The organism is Kitasatospora sp. NPDC018619 (assembly GCF_044391605.1).
Taxonomy (GTDB): domain Bacteria; phylum Actinomycetota; class Actinomycetes; order Streptomycetales; family Streptomycetaceae; genus Kitasatospora.
This window is the reverse complement of record NZ_JBISAI010000018.1, coordinates 97892-116524: the sequence shown is the minus strand read 5'-3', so window position 1 is coordinate 116524 and position 18633 is coordinate 97892. Positions and strand designations below refer to the sequence as shown.

The 18633-nt window shown below is 74.6% G+C and carries 16 protein-coding genes; 9 read left to right on the top strand and 7 right to left on the bottom strand.

The annotated features are described in order from the left end of the window. Positions 1 to 172 precede the first annotated feature (172 nt). The 5 genes from ACH5AR_RS26460 to ACH5AR_RS26440 all read left to right on the top strand — a co-directional run bounded on the left by ACH5AR_RS26460 (position 173) and on the right by ACH5AR_RS26440 (position 4657). Positions 173 to 307 carry a SapB/AmfS family lanthipeptide gene (locus tag ACH5AR_RS26460; RefSeq protein ID WP_396304003.1) on the top strand — a complete coding sequence of 45 codons (135 nt, stop codon included), beginning with the start codon at positions 173 to 175 and terminating at the stop codon, positions 305 to 307. 120 nt (positions 308 to 427) lie between these two features. Then, entirely contained in the window at positions 428 to 544 is a 117-nt protein-coding gene (locus ACH5AR_RS26455; RefSeq protein ID WP_396304002.1) for a SapB/AmfS family lanthipeptide, read from the top strand. A 120-nt stretch (positions 545 to 664) separates the two neighbouring features. Next, positions 665 to 781, top strand: coding sequence for a SapB/AmfS family lanthipeptide (locus ACH5AR_RS26450; RefSeq protein WP_396304001.1), 117 nt, complete (start codon positions 665 to 667; stop codon positions 779 to 781). Between the two features lie 226 nt (positions 782 to 1007). Continuing rightward, a complete protein-coding gene (locus tag ACH5AR_RS26445) occupies positions 1008 to 2807 on the top strand; it encodes an ABC transporter ATP-binding protein (protein ID WP_396304000.1) in 1800 nt (599 codons plus the stop codon). After that, positions 2804 to 4657 (top strand): ATP-binding cassette domain-containing protein, encoded by a 1854-nt coding sequence (locus tag ACH5AR_RS26440; protein WP_396303999.1) that lies wholly within the window; start codon positions 2804 to 2806, stop codon positions 4655 to 4657. Before ACH5AR_RS26445 ends, ACH5AR_RS26440 begins: the two co-directional genes overlap by 4 nt. A gap of 66 nt (positions 4658 to 4723) precedes the next feature. Here ACH5AR_RS26440 and ACH5AR_RS26435 read toward each other — a convergent pair whose 3' ends face one another. Then, complete coding sequence (locus tag ACH5AR_RS26435) at positions 4724 to 5350, bottom strand: DNA-binding response regulator (RefSeq protein WP_396303998.1); 627 nt, start codon at positions 5348 to 5350, stop codon at positions 4724 to 4726. A gap of 121 nt (positions 5351 to 5471) precedes the next feature. Here ACH5AR_RS26435 and nth point away from each other — a divergent pair, with 121 nt between their 5' ends. From nth to ACH5AR_RS26415, 4 genes are all read left to right on the top strand, one after another. Continuing rightward, positions 5472 to 6350 (top strand): endonuclease III, encoded by an 879-nt coding sequence (gene nth / locus ACH5AR_RS26430; RefSeq protein ID WP_396303997.1) that lies wholly within the window; start codon positions 5472 to 5474, stop codon positions 6348 to 6350. Between the two features lie 41 nt (positions 6351 to 6391). After that, entirely contained in the window at positions 6392 to 7120 is a 729-nt protein-coding gene (locus ACH5AR_RS26425) for an NUDIX hydrolase (protein ID WP_396303996.1), read from the top strand. Positions 7121 to 7166: 46 nt separating this feature from the next. After that, entirely contained in the window at positions 7167 to 8354 is a 1188-nt protein-coding gene (locus ACH5AR_RS26420; protein ID WP_396303995.1) for a MarP family serine protease, read from the top strand. A 225-nt stretch (positions 8355 to 8579) separates the two neighbouring features. Beyond that, positions 8580 to 9278: a metal-dependent hydrolase gene (locus ACH5AR_RS26415; RefSeq protein WP_396303994.1), complete on the top strand. Its 699-nt coding sequence runs from the start codon at positions 8580 to 8582 to the stop codon at positions 9276 to 9278. Between the two features lie 99 nt (positions 9279 to 9377). Here ACH5AR_RS26415 and ACH5AR_RS26410 read toward each other — a convergent pair whose 3' ends face one another. The 6 genes from ACH5AR_RS26410 to ACH5AR_RS26385 form a co-directional block, all read right to left on the bottom strand. Continuing rightward, positions 9378 to 9587: a hypothetical protein gene (locus tag ACH5AR_RS26410; RefSeq protein WP_159028462.1), complete on the bottom strand. Its 210-nt coding sequence runs from the start codon at positions 9585 to 9587 to the stop codon at positions 9378 to 9380. Positions 9588 to 9792: 205 nt separating this feature from the next. After that, positions 9793 to 10839: an alpha/beta fold hydrolase gene (locus tag ACH5AR_RS26405; RefSeq protein WP_396303993.1), complete on the bottom strand. Its 1047-nt coding sequence runs from the start codon at positions 10837 to 10839 to the stop codon at positions 9793 to 9795. A 144-nt stretch (positions 10840 to 10983) separates the two neighbouring features. Further along, positions 10984 to 11460, bottom strand: coding sequence for a phage holin family protein (locus tag ACH5AR_RS26400; RefSeq protein WP_380458037.1), 477 nt, complete (start codon positions 11458 to 11460; stop codon positions 10984 to 10986). Between the two features lie 365 nt (positions 11461 to 11825). Beyond that, entirely contained in the window at positions 11826 to 13250 is a 1425-nt protein-coding gene (gene nhaA, locus ACH5AR_RS26395) for a Na+/H+ antiporter NhaA (RefSeq protein WP_396303992.1), read from the bottom strand. 469 nt (positions 13251 to 13719) lie between these two features. Continuing rightward, complete coding sequence (acs, locus tag ACH5AR_RS26390) at positions 13720 to 15672, bottom strand: acetate--CoA ligase (protein WP_396303991.1); 1953 nt, start codon at positions 15670 to 15672, stop codon at positions 13720 to 13722. Positions 15673 to 15914: 242 nt separating this feature from the next. Then, positions 15915 to 18347, bottom strand: a complete 2433-nt coding sequence (locus tag ACH5AR_RS26385; protein WP_396303990.1) for a SulP family inorganic anion transporter — start codon at positions 18345 to 18347, stop codon at positions 15915 to 15917. Between the last annotated feature and the right edge of the window lie 286 nt (positions 18348 to 18633).

Here is an 18633-nt window from a genome sequence, read left to right as displayed (position 1 = left end):
CCCGCCCGCCGACCCCGGCCTGCGCCCCGCGCGCGCCCGCCCGTACCGGCGCATCGCCCGTGCGCCCGCCTACCGGCACACGCCCGTGCGCCCACCTACCGGCGCACGTCCGTGCGCTCCACAGACCGCCCTTCCGGTCCCGGAAGGGTGCCCATGAGGACAGAACCGAACCATGGAGAGGAACAGGATCATGGCGCTGCTCGACCTGCAGACGATGGAGCTTCCGGCCGAGGCCGAGGAGATGGGCCCGATGGACAGCGGAGCGAGCATCGACTGCTCGAACTCCAGCTGGCTGTTCTGCAACTGACACCGGCCCGACAGGCGGTGCGGTGTGCCGCCGAACGGCGGTTCTGACCACCGCACGGCGGAACCGGCCACCGCACCGCCGCACTGACCACCGCACGACACACCGGAGAGGAACAGGATCATGGCGCTGCTCGACCTGCAGACGATGGAGCTTCCGGCCGAGGCCGAGGAGATGGGCCCGATGGACAGCGGAGCGAGCTACGACTGCTCGAACTCCAGCTGGCTGTTCTGCAACTGACACCGGCCCGACAGGCGGTGCGGTGTGCCGCCGCACGGCGGTTCTGACCACCGCACGGCGGAACCGGCCACCGCACCGCCGCACTGACCACCGCACGACACACCGGAGAGGAACAGGACCATGGCACTGCTCGACCTGCAGACGATGGAGCTTCCGGCCGAGGCCGAGGAGATGACCCCGATGGGCAGCGGCGCGAGCGTCGACTGCTCGAACTCCAGCTGGCTGTTCTGCAACTGACGCCGGCGCCGACCGGCCGGCTGGTCGGCCAGGCATCCCGGTCCCGGGCGGGGCGCCCCGCCCGGGACCGGGATGCCGGTGCGTTCACGATCCCATCCGTGCGACCGCGGCATCCGCGGGCGCCACGACGACCCGGAGGAGCAGGGTGAGGAGCGACTCCCCGCCGGGCCGCGCGGGCCGACCGGAGCGACCGAAGCGACCGGAGCGACCGGGCCGGGCGCCGGCGGTGGACGGCCCGGCCGCGCCGTCCACCGGCCGCGCCGCCGACCGGCTGCTGCTGGGCGCGGTGCGCCGCACCGGCGGCTGGACCGCCGTCCTGGTCCTCGCGGCCCTCGGCAGCGTGCTGGCCCAGGTGCTGCTGCCGGCGGTGGTCGGGGCCGCCGTGGACAGCGCGATGGCCGGTCGGACGGGCGACGGGCGGATCACCACCTGCACCGCGGTGATCGTCGCGTTCGTCGTCTGCGAGGTGCTCTCCGACCTCGCCGCGGGCCGCGGTTCCGCCGCCGGCACGGCCTGGCTGCGCCGGGCCCAGCTCGCCCACCTGCTCACCCTGGGCGGCCGGGCCACCGCCCGCTTCGGCCCCGGCGACCTCACCGCCCGGCTGGTCGGCGGCGCCGCCGACGCGGGCGCCGCCGCGGAGACCGCCGTGTGGGCGGCGCTCTCCGTCCTGCCGGCCCTCACCAGCGTCGTCGCCCTCTGGCTGATCGACCCCTGGCTCGCCCTGACCTTCCTGGTCGGCACGCCCGTCCTCGTCCTGCTCCTGCGCTCGTACGCCCGGGACATGTCGGGCCTGATCGCCCGCTACCAGCAGGTCCAGGGCCGCATCGCGGCCGGCTTCGTCGAGGCCCTGGGCGGCATCCGGACCATCGCCGCCGCGGGCACCACGGAGCGGGAGACGGAACGCGTGCTGCGCCCGCTCCCGGAGCTGAGCGGGCTCGGCCACGCCTTCTGGCGGGCGCAGACCACGGTCGCGACCCGCAGCGCCCTACTGGTGCCGCTGTTGGAGGTCGCCGTCCTCTCGGTGGCCGGCTTCGGACTGGCCGCCGGCCGGGTCACCCCCGGCGGGATGCTGGCGGCCGCCCGGTACGCCGCCCTGGGGGCCGGCATCGGGATGACCGCGATGCTCCTCGGCCGGCTCGCCCGGGCCAGGGCCGGCGCGAGGCGCCTCCAGGAGGTGCTCGCCGAGCCCCCCATGGCCTACGGGACGGGCGCGCTCCCCTCCGGCCCGGGCCGCCTCGAACTCCGCGCGGTCACCGTACGGGTGGACGGGCGGACGCTGCTCGACGGCGTCGACCTGACGGTGCCGGGCGGGACCTCGCTCGCGATCGTCGGCCGGTCCGGCAGCGGGAAGTCCCTCCTGGCATCGGTGGCGGGAAGGCTGACGGACCCGCAGTCCGGGGCCGTCCTGCTGGACGGGGTGCCGCTGGCCGGGCTGTCGCGCGAGGAGCTGCGCGGCGCCGTCGGGTACGCCTTCGAGCGCCCGGCCCTGCTGGGCGGGACGCTCGGCGAGGCCATCGCCCTCGGCGACGTGGCCGAGACGGACCGGGCGCGGCTCTCCCGGGCCGCCGCGGCGGCCTGCATCGCCGACTTCGTCGAACGCCTGCCGGAGGGCTACCGCACCGACCCGCGCAGCGTGCCGATGTCCGGCGGCGAGGCCCAACGGCTCGGTCTGGCAAGGGCGTTCGCGCACCGCGGCCGGGTCCTGGTGCTCGACGACGCGACCTCCAGCCTGGACACCGTGACGGAGTTCCGGGTCGGTACCGCGCTCACCACCGAGCTGGCCGACCGCACCCGTCTGATCGTCGCCCACCGGGCCTCCACCGCCGCCCGGTGCGACCGGGTGGCCTGGCTGGACGGTGGCGGCATCCGGCGGATCGGCACGCACGACGAACTCTGGCAACTGCCCGAGTACCGGGCCGTGTTCCGCTCCGACGAGGCCGAAGCCGCCGTCGGAGCCGAGGCCGGGGCCGGGGCCGGGGCCGTGCCCGGAGGCTGCGCCGCCGACGCCGTCGAGGTGGGAGGGTGAACGGGCGTGGGCTGGTGGACGGGCGCGGGCCGGCGGCCCCGAAGGTCCCGCTCCGGGCCGAGCTGCTCGCTCCGCTGCGCCACCGACCGCGCGTGGTCGCCCAGTTGGCGCTCTGGTCGACGGTCGAGGCGCTGCCCGGGTTCGCGGCCGGCCGGCTGGTGGCAGGCTCCGTCGACGACGGCTTCGGCGCCGGCCGTCCGGCCGTCGGCATGCTCCATCTGGCGCTGCTCGGCCTCGCCGTCTTCCTGGGCGCGTGGGCGTCCCGCCAGGTCTACCCTCGGCTGGCGGCCCTGGTGGAGCCGCTGCGGGACGACCTGGTCGGGCGGGTGGTGGCCGGCGGGCTGCGGGCGGCGCAGGCGTCGCCCGGCCGGCCCGACACCGCGGGCGTCGCCCGGCTGACCCAGCAGGTGGAGATCGTCCGGGAGGCGTACGCCGGGATCGCCATGGTCGTCCGCCGGTTCGTCTTCAGCGTCGGCGGCGCGCTGTTGGGGATGTGCTTCCTGGAGCCGCTGGTCCTGGCGGTGGTGCTGCCGCCGCTCCTGGCGGCGGCTGGCCTGCTGGCGCTGATGCTCCGCCGCACGGTGGACGGCCAGCGGGAGCTGCTGCTCGCCGACGAGAACCTCGCCGCGGAGGCGGGCACCGTCCTCGGCGGGCTGCGCGACGTGACGGCGGCCGGCGCGGAGCGGTGGACGGGGGACCGGCTCTCGGCGGCGGTCGAGCGGCAGGCCGTGGCGGCGCGCCGGGTCGCCCGGCTGACCGCCAACCGGACCCTGGTCCTGGCCGTCGGCGGCTGGCTGCCGCTGGTCCTGCTGCTCTCCGCGGCCTCCTGGCTGGCCGGTCGCGGGGTGACGTCCGGCGCGCTGCTCGGCTCCGTCACCTACCTGATGCAGGGGCTCCAACCCGCCCTCCAGACCCTGGTCCAGGGCCTGGGCGGCAGCGGCGTGCGGCTGGCGGTCACGCTGCGGCGCATCCTGGAGTCCACCCCGTCGGGCGCCGTGACGGCCGAGTCCACCCCGTCGGGCGCGGTGCCCGTCGGGCGCACCCCGCCGGGCCCGGTCGCTCTCCGGGGGGCCGCCACCGCCGAGCGGTCCGGGCCCGCGCCGCGTGCGTCCGGCCCGTGCGGCGCCGGGCCGGGCGTCGAGCTGAGCAGGGTCACCTTCGCCTACGGCCCCGGCGCCGAGCCGGTGGTGCGCGACCTCGACCTGGTGATCGGCCCGGGGGAGCACCTGGTGGTGGTCGGCCCCAGCGGGATCGGGAAGTCGACGCTGGCCGGGCTGGTCGCCGGGCTGCACCGGCCCACCGCCGGCGAGGTGCGCCTCGGTGGGCGCCCGCTGCCCGACGACCCCGCCGAACTCGCCCGCCACCGCGTGCTGATCCCGCAGGAGGCCTATGTCTTCACCGGCACGCTCGCCGAGAACCTGGGGTACCTCGACCCCGGCGCCGGGCCGGGCGACCTGGACCGGGCGGTGGCCGCCGTCGGCCTGGAACGCCTGGTCGACCGGCTCGGCGGCTACCGGGCGGAGGTCGTCCCGGCCGCGCTCTCGGCCGGTGAGCGCCAGCAGATCGCGCTGGCCCGTGCCTACCTGTCCCCGGCCGGCCTGGCCATCCTGGACGAGGCCACCTGCCACCTGGACCCGGTCGCCGAGGCCAGGGCCGAGGAGGCGTTCATCGACCGCCCGGGCTCCCTGCTGGTCATCGCCCACCGGATGAGTTCGGCGCTGCGGGCCGACCGGGTCCTCGTGATGGACGGAACGGACGCCGTCGTGGGCGGCCACGGCGAACTGCTGGCGAAGTCCGGTCTCTACCGCGACCTGACCGGGCACTGGCGGAGCCCCACCGGCGCCCGCTGAACGACGCCGGCCGCGCGCCGCCACTGGACGGCGCCGACCGCCTCCTCGGCTGCCGGGGAGTCAGCGTCAGCCGTTGCGGGGCCCGACCGACAGCCAGCCCATCTCCTCGGCGATCCGGATCGCGTCCACCCGGCTGCGCCCGCCGGTCTTGGCCACCGCGGCGGCCAGGTGGTTGCGGGCGGTGCCCGCGGAGATGAACAGCCGGGCGGCGATCTCGCTGACGGAGTCCCCCTCGGCGGCCAGCCGCAGGGTGTCGAGCTCCCTGGGCGTCAGCGGGTTCTCCCGGGTGTCCAGGGCGGCCAGCGCCAGCTCCGGGTCGACGACCCGCTCGCCGGCGGCGACCTTCCTGATCGCCGCGGCCAACTCCTGGGCCGGGGCGTCCTTTCCGAGGAAACCGAGCGCACGGGCGGAGAACGCGGCGCGCAGGTAGGCCGGTCGCACCAGTCCGGTGAGGACGAGCGTGCCGCACTCCGGGAGCTTCTCGTGGAGCTCGGCCGCCGCCCGCAGCCCGTCCAGCCCGGGCAGGTCGATGTCGAGCACCGCGACGTCCGGGCGGACCCGCAGGGCGGTCGGCACCACCAGGTCCCCGCGCTCCACGTCGGCGACGACCTCGAGGTCCTCCTCGTACGCGAGGAGGGCCATCAGCGCGCCGCGCACCATGCTCATGTCCTCGGCCAACATGACCCTGATCATCCGAACTCCCCCCGTCGGGCAACCGTCACAGGCAGTCTTCATTAGACAACACACCCCCGCCGGGGCCCCTTCCGTGCTTGATCGGCCGCGGGGGGCCTGCCGGTCGGCGTAGCCTTCGTGCATGGCAGAGAGCAAGGTCCGGAAGGTCGCGGCGAAGAAGCCGGCGGCGAAGACGGCGGCGGTGAAGCCGAGGAAGCCGGAATCGCACCTGGCGATGGTGCGGCGGGCCCGGAGGATCAACCGCGAGCTGGCGGAGCTGTACCCGTACGCGCACCCGGAGCTGGACTTCGAGAACCCCTTCCAACTGCTGGTGGCCACCGTGCTGTCGGCGCAGACCACCGACCTGCGGGTGAACCAGACCACCCCGGCGCTGTTCGCGAAGTACCCGACGCCGGAGGACATGGCGGCGGCGAACCCGGAGGAGCTGGAGGAGGTCATCCGCCCGACCGGCTTCTTCCGGAACAAGGCGAAGTCGCTCATCGGTCTGTCGATAGCGCTGCGCGACGAGTTCGGCGGCGAGGTCCCCGGCCGGCTGGCCGACCTGGTGACGCTGCCCGGCGTCGGCCGCAAGACCGCCAACGTCGTCCTCGGCAACGCCTTCGGCGTCCCCGGGATCACCGTGGACACCCACTTCGGGCGGCTGGCCCGGCGGTTCGGCTGGACCACCGAGGACGACCCGGTGAAGGTCGAGGCGGCCGTCGCCGCGATCTTCCCGAAGTCGGAGTGGACGATGCTCTCGCACCGGGTGGTCTTCCACGGCCGCCGGATCTGCCACTCCCAGAAGCCCGCCTGCGGCGCCTGCCCGATCGCGCCGCTCTGCCCCTCGTACGGCGAGGGGGAGACCGACCCGGAGAAGGCGCGCAAGCTGTTGAAGTACGAGATGGGCGGCCACCCCGGGCAGCGGCTGCGGCCGCCGGCCGACTTCCCCGGGGAGGCGGCCGCGCGGGCGGACGCCGCCGCGCACCGGGGTCGGGTCGCGGACCTGGCGGTGGACGCGTGAGCGGGCGGTGGGGGCACCCCGGGCCGGAGGCCGGGGGAGTCGTGCGGGGCCTCGAACCGGACGGGCTGCCGGACTGGCTGGAGCCGGTCCGCGAGGCGGCCGAGCGGGTGCTGCCGGAGCAGCTGAGCCGCTTCCTGCCGCCGGCCGAGGGCGGTCGGCCCGCGGCCGTGCTGATGCTGTTCGGCGAGGGGCCGCAGGGGCCGGACCTGCTGCTGATCGAGCGGGCCCGTTCGCTGCGCTCGCACGCCGGGCAGCCGTCCTTCCCGGGCGGTGCGCTGGACCCGGAGGACGGCGATCCGAACGGACCGGGCCCGATCGCGGCGGCGCTGCGCGAGGCGTGGGAGGAGACCGGCCTGGACCCGGCCGGGGTGCAGGTGTTCGCGGAGCTGCCCCGGCTGTACATCCCGGTGAGCAGCTTCGTGGTGACCCCGGTGCTCGGCTGGTGGCGCGAGGAGTCGCCGGTGCGCCCGGTGGACGCGGCCGAGACCGGCGCGGTGTTCCGGGTCACGATCGCGGAGCTGGCGGACCCGGCGAACCGGGTGCGGTTGCGCCACCCGTCCGGGCACGTGGGGCCGGCCTTCGCCGTCGCCGGACGGCTGGTCTGGGGCTTCACCGCCGGGGTGATCGACCGGGTGCTGCACCACAGCGGCCTGGAGCTGCCCTGGGACCCGTCCCGGATCGTCGACCTGTCGGACGAGGCGCTCGCGCTGGTCCAGGGTGACCTCGAACACTCCCGGGTGCTGCCGGGCGGCGACGCCGACGCTTCGTGACCGGCCGTCGGCGCGCCCGGCGCGCGGGCCGTGGGAGGGTGTCCGAGTGAACGTCCTGGATGTGCTGCTGATCGCCGCGGCCGTGGCCTTCGCCGTGTCGGGCTACCGGCAGGGCTTCGTGGTCGGCGTGCTCTCGCTGGTCGGCTTCCTCGGCGGCGGCCTGCTCGCCGTCGAGTTGCTGCCGCTGCTGCTGCTCGACCGCATCGGCCCCGGCACCACGGCCTCCGTGGTGGCCGTGGTGGTGGTGATCGTCCTCGCCGCGATCGGACAGGCGGTCACCGCGCACTTCGGCTGGAAGCTGCGCGGGCACATCGGGCGGCGCCCGGCCCGGGTGCTGGACGCGAGCGGCGGCGCGGTCGTGAACGTCGTCTCGATGCTGCTGGTGGCCTGGCTGATCGGCTCGGCGCTGGCCGGGGCGTCGCTGCCGACGGTCTCCAAGCAGGTCCGCTCCTCGGCGGTCCTGGGCGGGGTGCAGAACGCGCTGCCCAGCGACGCGCCGAACTGGTTCTCGGACTTCTCCAAGGTGCTCGCGCGCAACGGCTTCCCGCAGGTCTTCAACCCCTTCGAGCACGAGCCGATCACCCAGGTCGACACCCCCGACCCGGCCCTGGCCGGCAGCGCGGCGGTGGCGCGGGCCCGGCAGAGCCTGGTCAAGGTGGTCGGCACCGCGACCTCCTGCGGCAAGACCCTGGAGGGCAGCGGTTTCGTCTTCGCCCCGCACCGGGTGATGACCAACGCCCACGTGGTGGGCGGGGTCAACGAGCCGACCGTGCAGATCGGCGGGGTCGGCCAGCTGTACGACGCGACGGTGGTCCGCTACGACTGGCAGCGCGACATCGCGGTGCTGGACGTGCCCAAGCTGAACGCGCCCGCGCTGGCCTTCGCGGGCGAGGCCAGGACGAACGACAGCGCGATCGTGGCCGGCTTCCCGGAGAACGGCGCCTTCAACGTCCAGCCGGCCCGCATCCGGGGCCGGATCCAGGCCAACGGCCCGGACATCTACCACCGCGGCCAGGTCGTCCGCGACGTGTACTCGGTGCGGTCGCTGGTCCGGCAGGGCAACAGCGGCGGGCCGCTGCTCACCCCGGAGGGCGAGGTGTACGGGGTGGTCTTCGCCAAGTCCCTGGACAGCGCGGACACCGGGTACGTGCTGACCGCGGCCGAGGTGCGCGAGGACGCCGAGCAGGGCGGGGCGGCGACCGTCCGGGTGGACACCCAGGGCTGCGCGCTCTGACCGGGGGCGGGGCCGCCCGGGGGCGGGGCCGGTGCCCCGGCCCGGTGCGCCTCGTTTGCCGGAGCGCCTCGGCCCGGTGCGCCTCGGGCCGGAGCCGGGTGGGCGCGCCGTGCGATGTCCGTCGCACCGTCAGGCAGCCCTGGTAGCCTCGGCCGCGCTCACCCGTTCGGCTCAACCGGGCGCCGTCCCGGCGTGGGCCCGACGGGAGGTCGTGGCAGTCCGATGATGGGTCATTCGCACGCGGTGAGCGGGGCGATGCTGTACGCGGCCTCGGCCCCCTTCCTGCCCCCGCTGCTGCTGCACGCCACCCTCCAGCCGGCGGACATACTGATGGGCACGGTGCTGTGCGCGGGCGCGGCCCTGCTGCCGGACCTCGACCACCACGACGGCTCGATCGCCAACTTCCTCGGCCCGGTCTCCAAGGTGCTCTGCCGATTCGTGGCCTGGGTCTCCGGCGGCCACCGGCACGCCACCCACTCGCTGCTGTTCGTCGCGCTGACGGGCGGCGGCACCTGGGCCGGGGTCACCTACCTGGGCCGCAACTTCACGCTCGGGCTGACCTTCTTCCTGCTGGCGCTCGCGATCCGGGCCCTGCGGCTCTGTCCGCCGGGGGACGGCCCGGAGGCGTGGATCACCGTCATCGGCCTGGCCGCGCTGGGCACCTTCGGGATGAACACCTGGATGCCCAACTCGCCGGGCTGGCTGCCGTACGCGGTGGGCCTGGGCACGCTGGCGCACCTGCTCGGCGACTGCCTGACCAAGAAGGGCGCGCCGCTGCTCTGGCCGCACAAGGAGCGCTACGAGGTCGTGCTGATCAAACGCAGCGGCAACAGCGTGGAGACCAAGGTGCTGGTGCCGATCATGTCGGTGGCGACCTTCGTCCTGCTCTGGTTCACCGCGCTGTCACCGACGATCGTGAACTGAACGGGTGCGCCGGGCGTCCGGCGCATCGGCAGACCGGCGCATCGGCAGACCGGCGCACCGGCAGACCGGCAGACCGGCCGACGGACGCGGCGCGGGGCCTCAGGTCTCGCGCCGCAGTCGTGCGCCCACCCAGCGGGCGCGCCGGCCGAGGATGCGGGGGATGCCGAGCTGCCGCCGCTCGGTGCGCTGACGGCCGTCGGGGCCGTCGAAGCCGAGGTCGTCCGCGCGGTCGGGCCGGTGGGCGGAACGCTGGGGGCTGTTGTGACGTCGGCCGCGCGGGGCGCCGCCGCTTTCGGGCATCCAACTCATACCGGTAGGGATGCCCCTGGGCCGGTGGAGGTAACCGCCCGGGTCTCGCCCAAATTGGCCTATGCGGTTGTCATATCAGCGTAAAAATAAGGGAGTTGAGGCCGGAGGGTCCGCGGAAGCCTTCCGCCCGACCGTACGTACGGTCGGGTCCGGGGCGCCGTACGGCTGCGGTGCGTACGGTCCGCGGCGCTGTCCGGCCGCGGACTCACTCCTTGTGGCGGCCGACCCAGTCCAGCAGCTCGGCGGTGAACTCCTCCGGTGCCTCCTCGTGCGGGAAGTGCCCGACCCCGGGCAGCAGCCGCCAGCGGTACGGCGCCGCCACGTACTCGCCGCCGCCGAGCGCGGTGTGCGACAGCAGCACCGGGTCCGCCGCGCCCTGGACGTGCAGCGTCGGCGCGGTGATCGGCTTCTTCATCCGGCGGGCGAACTGGATGCCGTCCGGCCGGGCCATCGAGCGCAGCAGCCAGCGGTACGGCTCGATCGAGCAGTGCGCCGTGCTGGGGATCTGGATCGCCTGCCGGTACGCGTGCACCGCGGCCTCGTCCAGGCCGTTCGGGCCGGTCCAGTCGGCCAGGTAGCGGCCGACCAGCGCGGCGTCGTCGGCCACCAGGCGGCGCTCCGGTATCCACGGCCGCTGGAAGCCCAGGACGTGGTCGAAGGCGGCGAACTGCCGGCGGTCGGTCAGCAGCGCCCGGCGCAGGTCCCGCGGGTGCGCGGCGGAGACCACCGTGAGGCTCTGGATGACGGACGGTCGCATCACCGCCGCCACCCAGGCCAGGGTGCCGCCGGAGGCGTGCCCGACCAGGTGTGCCCGGCGCTCGCCGAGGGAGCGGATCACCCCGGTGATGTCCAGGGCGAGGTTCCCCGGGTCGTACCCGCGCGGGGTGCGGTCGCTGCCGCCGATGCCGCGCAGGTCGAGCGCCACCGCGCGGTAACCGGCCTCGGCGAGCGCGGTCAGCTGGTGGCGCCAGGCCCACCAGTACTGGGGCCAGCCGTGCACCAGCAGTACCAGCGGGCCGGAGCCCAGCTCGGCGATGTGGAACCGGGCGCCGTTGGCCGCGAGGTCGCGGTGTGTCCACGGGCCGGGCTGCCGGACGCTCCAGTCGGCGCCGCCCTCCGCCGGGGCTCCCGGCGCTCCGGCGGGGCCGGCGGCCTCGGATCCGGCGGGGCCTGCGGAGGTGAGTCCCGCAGCGGAGTCGGGGCCGGAGGCGGCGGACGGCGTCGCGGGCACGGGCGTCTGGTCAAGCGGCATACCGAGAGCGTGTCACATCCGCGCGTCGGACACGTGCCCGGCACTCGTTGTCGGCGGGTCCGCCGTCCGCCGCCGGCGGGTCCGCCACGGGTCGCCGGCGGGTCCGCCTCGCGCCGCCGGCGGGGCCGCCGTGGGGGAGTCCGGTTACGGGATGCGGCCGAAGGCGCGGTCGATCTCCTCCTGGGTGGCCGGGCGCGGCCGGGCGTTCTTCAGCACGTCGGCGGTCTTCTGGGCGCCCTCGATGGTGCGCACCGGCTTCTCGATCTTCTTGAACGAACGCCAGGCCAGCATCCCGAGCAGCACCGCGAGCAGCAGGTAGGCGCCCGCCACGATCAGGAACGACCAGCCCAGCGACAGGCCCAGCGCGTGGATGCCGAAGGCCGCCGCCGCGCTCAGCATCGGGATGGAGAACAGCGCCACCACACCGGCGACGATCAGCGAGACGCCGCCCGAGACGCCGCGCTTGACGTCCGCCCGGATCTCGGCCTTGGCGAGCGCGATCTCGTCGTGGACCAGCGCGGACAGGTCGGCGGTGGCCGCCGCGAACAGCTGCCCCACCGAACGCTCGCCCTCGTAGGGCGCCCGGCCGTTGCTGGACGGGTCTGCGGCTCCTGCGGGCATCAGCGGTTCTCCTCTGCGGCTGTACGGCGTGACGCCGCCGCGGGTGTGCGGTTCCGGGGGGCCGGTGGGGGTCCGGAGGCGTCAGTGGGTTGTCGACAGCTCAGAATCATGCCCCTACCGGTCAGTCGGACACCACTCCGGGGCCCCGCCGGAGGGACGTGTCCCGGCGACCGGGGTGCTTTTGGGGGCGGAGCCGGTCTGCTCGCGGCGGTCCGGTCGGGGCCCGGTCGGCCCTCTCCGGCGGGCCCGACCAGCCCTCTCCGGCGGGGCGGGTCCGGCGCCCTGCGCCGGGCGGGACGGCGCCCTGCGCCGGGGGGCGGGCCGGCCCCCTCCACCGGGCCCGGCGAAGGGGCGCCCGCGGGGCCTCAGCCGGACTCTCCGGGCCGGCCACGGGTGTCGGAGCCGGGGTCGGAGTCGGGGCCGGGGCCGTGCTCGGGGTCCGCCGTGGCGCGGGCCGACCCGCCGACCCGTGCCCGCCAGGCCGGGTCGTCCTCCTGGTAGACGTCCGGGATGCCGTCCCCGTCCACGTCCCGGTCCTCCTCCTCGCACAGCGAGCGGTAGTGCCGGTTGCGCAGCTTCAGCAGGACCGTGGCGACCACCGCGGAGAGCACCGAGCCCACCAGGACGGCCGTCTTGGTCCGGGCGGCGAGCGCGGCATCGTCCGGGAAGGCCAGTTCGCTGATCAGCAGCGAGACGGTGAAACCTATGCCCGCCAGCACCGAGACCGCGACCATGTCGGCCCACTTGAGCCGCGGGTTCAGCTCCGCCCGGGTGAACCGGGCGGTCAGCCAGGCGCCGCCCAGCACGCCCACCGCCTTGCCGACCAGCAGGCCGATCACGATGCCGAGCGGGGCGGCCTGGGTGAACACCTCGCGCAGCTTCGGACCGGAGACGGCCACGCCGGCCGAGAACAGGGCGAACACCGGGACGGCCAGGCCGGCCGAGAGCGGGCGGACCAGGTGTTCGATGTGCTCGCCGGGGGAGTGCTGCTCGTCGCCCTCCCGGTGGCAGCGCAGCATCAGGCCCATCGCGACGCCCGCCACCGTGGCGTGGATGCCGCTCTCGTGCATCAGCGCCCAGGTCACCAGGGCCAGCGGCACGAAGAGGTACCAGCCGTGGACGCCGCGCCGGTGCAGGAACCAGAACAGCACCAGCCCGGCGAAGGCGAGGCCGAGCGCCCAGAACTTGATGCCGTGGCTGTAGAAGATCGCGATGATCAGGATCGCGATCAGGTCGTCGACCACCGCCAGGGTGAGCAGGAAGGCGCGCAGCGCGGAGGGCAGGTGGCTGCCGACCACGGCCAGCACGCCGAGCGCGAAGGCGATGTCGGTGGCGGTCGGGATCGCCCAGCCCGCGGGGTGTCCGCCGGAGCCGGAGTTCACCAGGGCGAAGAGGATCGCGGGCAGCGCCACTCCGCAGACGGCGGCGACCACGGGCAGCAGCGCGGCACTGGGCGTGCGCAGCTCACCCGCGACGAACTCGCGTTTGAGTTCGATCCCGGCGACGAAGAAGAAGATCGTCAGCAGGCCGTCCTTGGCCCAGGTGGCCAGGGAGAGGTCGAGGTGGAGCGGCGCGGAGGGGCCGACGGTGTAGTCGAGCACGCTCTGGTAGGCCTGCGGCCAGACGTTGGCCCAGATGAGTGCGATCACGGCGGCGCCCAGCAGCAGCATGCCGCCGACCGTCTCGGTGCGCAGGGCGTCGGTGATGAAGGTGCGCTCGGGCAGTGACAGCCGGCCGAGGAACTGCCGGCGGCGGGTCGTCGGCTCGTGGGCAGGCGGCTGGTCGGTCACGCGGGACCTCCTGGGGCTGGGAGCGGCAACGGATGCACGGGTGGTGCAGTTGCCGACCAGACTTCCCGGCGCGCCCTGTGACGCCCGCGACTCCCGTCCAGGGATCTTGATGCGTCCTTAATAGTCTAGCGGGACGTTTGGGTGACATCCGGATTGTCCTACCAAAGGACTTAAGCCCTACTGGTTGGTTCTGCACTCCGGAGGAGCAGCGGACCGACGGTCGAACGGGTGCCGGGCGCGGGACGCGGGGCGGGGGACTGGGGCGCCGAGCCGGGCGCGTGGGGCGCCGGGCGGGGGGCGGTGGCGCTGCCATGGCGGGACGCCGGGCGAGGGCGTGGGGCGCCGGGCGGGGGCGCGGAATGCCGGGCGGGGGCGTGGGGCCGAGCCGGGGTGCGTGGTGCCGGACGTGACAACACGGCTGTGCCCCGGGCGGTGACACCGCCCGGGGCACAGCCGCTGGGGCAGGAGGTCAGCCCTGGTCCGAGGACGGCAGCTGGGCCTGGATCTGGCTCATCACGGTGCTGTCGGCCAGCGTGGTGGTGTCACCCACCTCGCGACCCTCGGCGATGTCGCGCAGCAGTCGGCGCATGATCTTGCCGGAGCGGGTCTTCGGCAGCTCGCCGACCACCTTGATCTGCTTCGGCTTGGCGATCGGGCCGAGCGTGCGGCCGACGTGCGCCCGCAGCTCCTCGACCAGCTCGGGGCTCTCGGTGGCGCCGCCGCGCAGGATCACGAAGGCGACGATGGCCTGGCCGGTGGTGGCGTCGGTCGCGCCGACCACGGCGGACTCCGCCACGGACGGGTGGCCGACCAGCGCCGACTCGACCTCGGTGGTGGAGATGTTGTGGCCCGAGACGAGCATGACGTCGTCCACCCGGCCGAGCAGCCAGATGTCCCCGTCCTCGTCCTTCTTGGCGCCGTCACCGGCGAAGTAGCGGCCCTCGAAGCGCGACCAGTAGGTGTCGACGTAGCGCTGGTCGTCGCCCCAGATGGTGCGGAGCATGGACGGCCACGGCTCGGTGACCACCAGGTAGCCACCGGAGCCGTTCGGCACCTCGACGGCGTTGTCGTCCACCACGGTGGCCGCGATGCCCGGCAGGGCGCGCTGGGCCGAGCCCGGCTTGGTCTCGGTGACGCCCGGCAGCGGGCTGATCATGATGGCGCCGGTCTCGGTCTGCCACCAGGTGTCCACGATCGGGCAGGTGCCGCCGCCGATGTGCTCGCGGTACCAGATCCAGGCCTCGGGGTTGATCGGCTCGCCGACGCTGCCCAGCACCCGCAGCGAGGACAGGTCGAACTTCGCGGGGATGTCGTCGCCCCACTTCATGAAGGTCCGGATCGCGGTCGGCGCGGTGTAGAGGATGGTCACGCCGTACTTCTGGACGATCTCCCAGAACCGGCCCTGGTGCGGGGTGTCCGGGGTGCCCTCGTAGATGACCTGGGTGGCGCCGTTGGAGAGCGGCCCGTAGACGATGTACGAGTGGCCGGTGACCCAGCCGATGTCGGCGGTGCACCAGTAGACGTCGGTCTCCGGCTTGAGGTCGAAGACCGCGTGGTGGGTGTAGCTGGTCTGGGTGAGGTAGCCGCCCGAGGTGTGCAGGATGCCCTTGGGCTTACCGGTGGTGCCCGAGGTGTAGAGGATGAACAGCGGGTGCTCGGCGTCGTGCGCCTCGGGGATGTGCTCGGTGGACTGCCGCGCGGTGATCTCGTGCCACCAGACGTCGCGGCCCTCGGTCCACGGGATGTCCTGCTCGGTGCGGCGGACCACCAGGACGTGCTCGACGCCCTCGACCCTGGTGAGCGCCTCGTCGATGGCCGGCTTGAGCGCGGACGGCTTGCCGCGGCGGTAGCCGCCGTCGGCGGTGATGACGATCCTGGCCTGGGCGTCCTGGATGCGGGAGGCGACGGCGTCGGAGGAGAAGCCGCCGAAGACCACCGAGTGGGTGGCGCCGATCCGGGCGCAGGCCAGCATCGCGACGACCGCCTCGGCGATCATCGGCAGGTAGACGGCGACCCGGTCGCCCTTGCGGACGCCGAGTTCCAGCAGCGCGTTGGCGGCCTGCGACACCTCGTCCTTGAGCTGGGCGTAGGTGATCGAACGGCTGTCGCCGGGCTCGCCCTCGAAGTGGATGGCGACCCGGTCGCCCAGGCCGTTCTCCACGTGCCGGTCGACGCAGTTGTACGCGACATTGAGCTTGCCGTCGGCGAACCACCTGGCGAAGGGAGGGTTGGACCAGTCGAGGGTCTCGGTCGGCTCGACGGCCCAGGTGAGGCGACGGGCCTGCTCGGCCCAGAAGCCCAGACGGTCCTCGGAGGCCTGCGCGTACGCGGCCACGGTGACGTTGGCGGCTGCGGCGAGCTCTGCCGGCGGGGCGAAGCGCCGCTCCTCCTTGAGCAGGTTGGCCAGGCTCTCGTTGCTCAACGCGCACTCCTCATCGAGTCATGATCGGGGGCGATCCCGTGCGTGGGGATTGTCCCGTGTGTCCCAGCGCACAGCTCACCAGGCGAACGGGGCAGTTGACAAGAGGCTCCTGTGAATTGGTGTAGACCTTTGACCGACGGCCGACGGGTGCCGCGCACGCTCCGCCGCGGCGGCCCGGGCGATCGGGCGGAGGGGGATGGGCCCGTACCCCGGCCCGCCCGGCGGGGGCACGGGCCCGGCTCTCATGCGGCCAGTCGGGGGCCCTCCTCACCGCCTCCGGCCGGAACCCGATCGTCCTTCGTCACCCGTTCGGCCGATGCCGCGTTCGAGCCGACATCGGAGCCGGTGTCGAGAGGGCCCTCGGCGTGGTGTTCGATTCCGTTCGGGATCTTCCCGGCGCGGGCCTCGACCGGGCTGAACGTCCCGGCGGCCCGGTCGAGGACGTAGGCCTGGGCCGTCGCGAAGTCGAAGTACATCCCGACCAGCCGCAGGGTGCCCTCCTCGACCCGGCGCTCCACCGCCGGGTTCGCCATCAACTGGTCCAGCTGCTGGACCACGTTGGTGATGCAGAGCTGCTCCACGACGTCCGCCGCGGGCCGGGTGGTGAACTCCGCCGGGACCCGTCGCAGCCGGTCCAGCGAGCCGCGGCCGTTGCGCAGCCAGCGGGCCAGCGGGGTGGGCGGCCCGGGGCGCTCGTGAACGCCGTCCAGCAGGGCCTGCATCGCGCCGCACCCGGAGTGGCCGCAGACCGTGATCGAGCGCACCTCCAGCACCTCGACCGCGTACTGCACCGCGGCGGCCACCGAGTCGTCCGCGGCTCCGGGCTCGTGCGGCGCCGGCACCAGGTTGCCGACGTTGCGCACGGTGAACAGGTCCCCCGGGCCGCTGTTGGTGATCATGCTGGTGACCATCCGGGAGTCCGCGCAGGTCAGGAAGAGCTGGGAGGGCGTCTGCCCCTCGCGCGCCAGCCGGGCGAGCTCCGGCCGGACCAACGGGGCGGTGTGCAGCTGGAACACCCGGACGCCGTCCAGCAGCCGCCCGTGCGGGTCCTCCTGCTGCTCGATGCAGTGGTGGCCGACCCAGGGCGTCCAGGCCCGGCAGCGGTGCGGGCCCGGCGAGCTGCCCGCGCGCACGGTGCCGTCCGGGTCGAGCACCTCGTCGTCCTGGCGGCGCGTCACCAGCGAGACCCGGCCGCCCGCGGCCTGGTGCTCGGCCCGCCAGGCGTGCAGCGTCTCGTACGCGGCGTGGTCCAGGAAGGAGCCGTCGTGGACCACGGTGACCTCGGACCCGGCCGGGATGCCGGCCAGTGCCCGGCTGAGCCGGGGCACGGTGGTGAAGGTGAGCGGGCCGTGCGTCCGGACGGTGACCGAGCCCGCCGGGCTGGCCTCCACGTCCACGTGGGCACGGGTCAGCCGGTAGAGGGCGAGCAGCATCGCGGTGCCGGCGCCGATCGCGACGCCCCACAGCACGCCGACGGCCACCACGCCGAGCACGGTGATCAGGTAGACGGGGAACTCGCGGTGCCGGTGCACCTTGCGGATGTGCGCGAAGCTCACCATCTGCAGCCCGACCACCAGCACCAGCGCGGCGAGCGCGGCCAGCGGGATCCGGCGCAGCCCGCCGGCCAGCACCAGGGCGGCGGCCAGCACCCAGACGCCGTGCAGCACCGAGGCCCACCTGGTCTGGCCGCCGGCCCGCACGTTGGCGGTGCTGCGCACCGCGCCGCCGGCCACCGGCAGCCCGCCGACCAGCCCGCTCAGCAGATTGGCGAGGCCCTGGCCGCGCAGTTCGCGGTCGAGGTCGCCGGTGCGGCGGGACATCCGGTCGATCGCGACGGCGGACAGCAGCGACTCCACACTCGCGACGGCCGTGACGGTGAGGACGGCGGTGAGCAGGCCGAGGACCGGGCCGTGCGGCAGCACGGGCAGGAGGGCCTGTGGTCGCCAGGCCGGCAGCTCGATGTGGGCGAGCCGCAGGCCCAGGACGGAGGCGAGGCCGGTGGCCAGCGCGACACCGGCCAGCGGGCCGGGTACCTTGGCCAGCCGGGCGCCGAACTCGCCCGCGCGCCCCGGCAGTCGGCCCAGTCGGGGCCAGCCGACCAGGACGGCCACCGTCACCGCGCCGACCAGCAGGGCGGGTGGGTGCGGGCCGGCCAACTGGCCGGGAAGGGCCAGGACGTCGGCGATCGCGGAGTTCTGCGACGAGCCGCCGAGGACGACGTGCAGCTGTGCGATGGCGATCGTGATCCCGACGCCGGCCAGCATGCCGTGCACGATCGCCGGTGAGACGGCGAGTGCGGTCCGGGCCACCCGGCGGGCGCCGAGCAGGAGTTGGAGCAGGCCGGCGGCGGCGGTGACGGCGCAGGTGGCCCGCCAGCCGTACTGGGCGATCAACCCGGCGGTGATCACCGTCAGCCCGGCCGAGGGGCCGCTGACCTGGAGCGCTGTGCCGCCGAACAGCCCGACCACGATCCCGCCCACGGCCGCGGCGGCCAGGCCGGCGGTGAGCGGGGCGCCGGTGGCGAGCGCGATGCCGAGGGAGAACGGCACGGCGATCAGGAAGACCACGAGGGAGGCGGAGAGGTCCTGGGCCCACCTGGCGCGGGAGCCCGGGCCCGGCGGCGCGTGGTCGGTGGTGTCGGAGGCGATGGGGGCGCTGGAGATGTCGAGGGTCATGGTCTTCCCGTCTGTCCGGAGGAGCGAACGCAGTCAGGTCCGGCGTGGGGTCCGGGGTGGGGCTCCGGGGCGGATCGGCTGTCGTGGGGCGCGACGGTGTGGCGGGATGGCGTGGGCGCGGCGGGGGAGTGCGGGCGACACCGGCCGGCGTTGACCATCGGGCCCGCCGGGGCTCCGGGCGAGGTGCGGGACGTCTCACCGGGGCCGCCGGGGCGAACCATCAAGACTCGGTAAACCGAGGGTAATGAAAGCTTTGCACAGCGTGGTTCCGGGAGGGAAGCGAAAA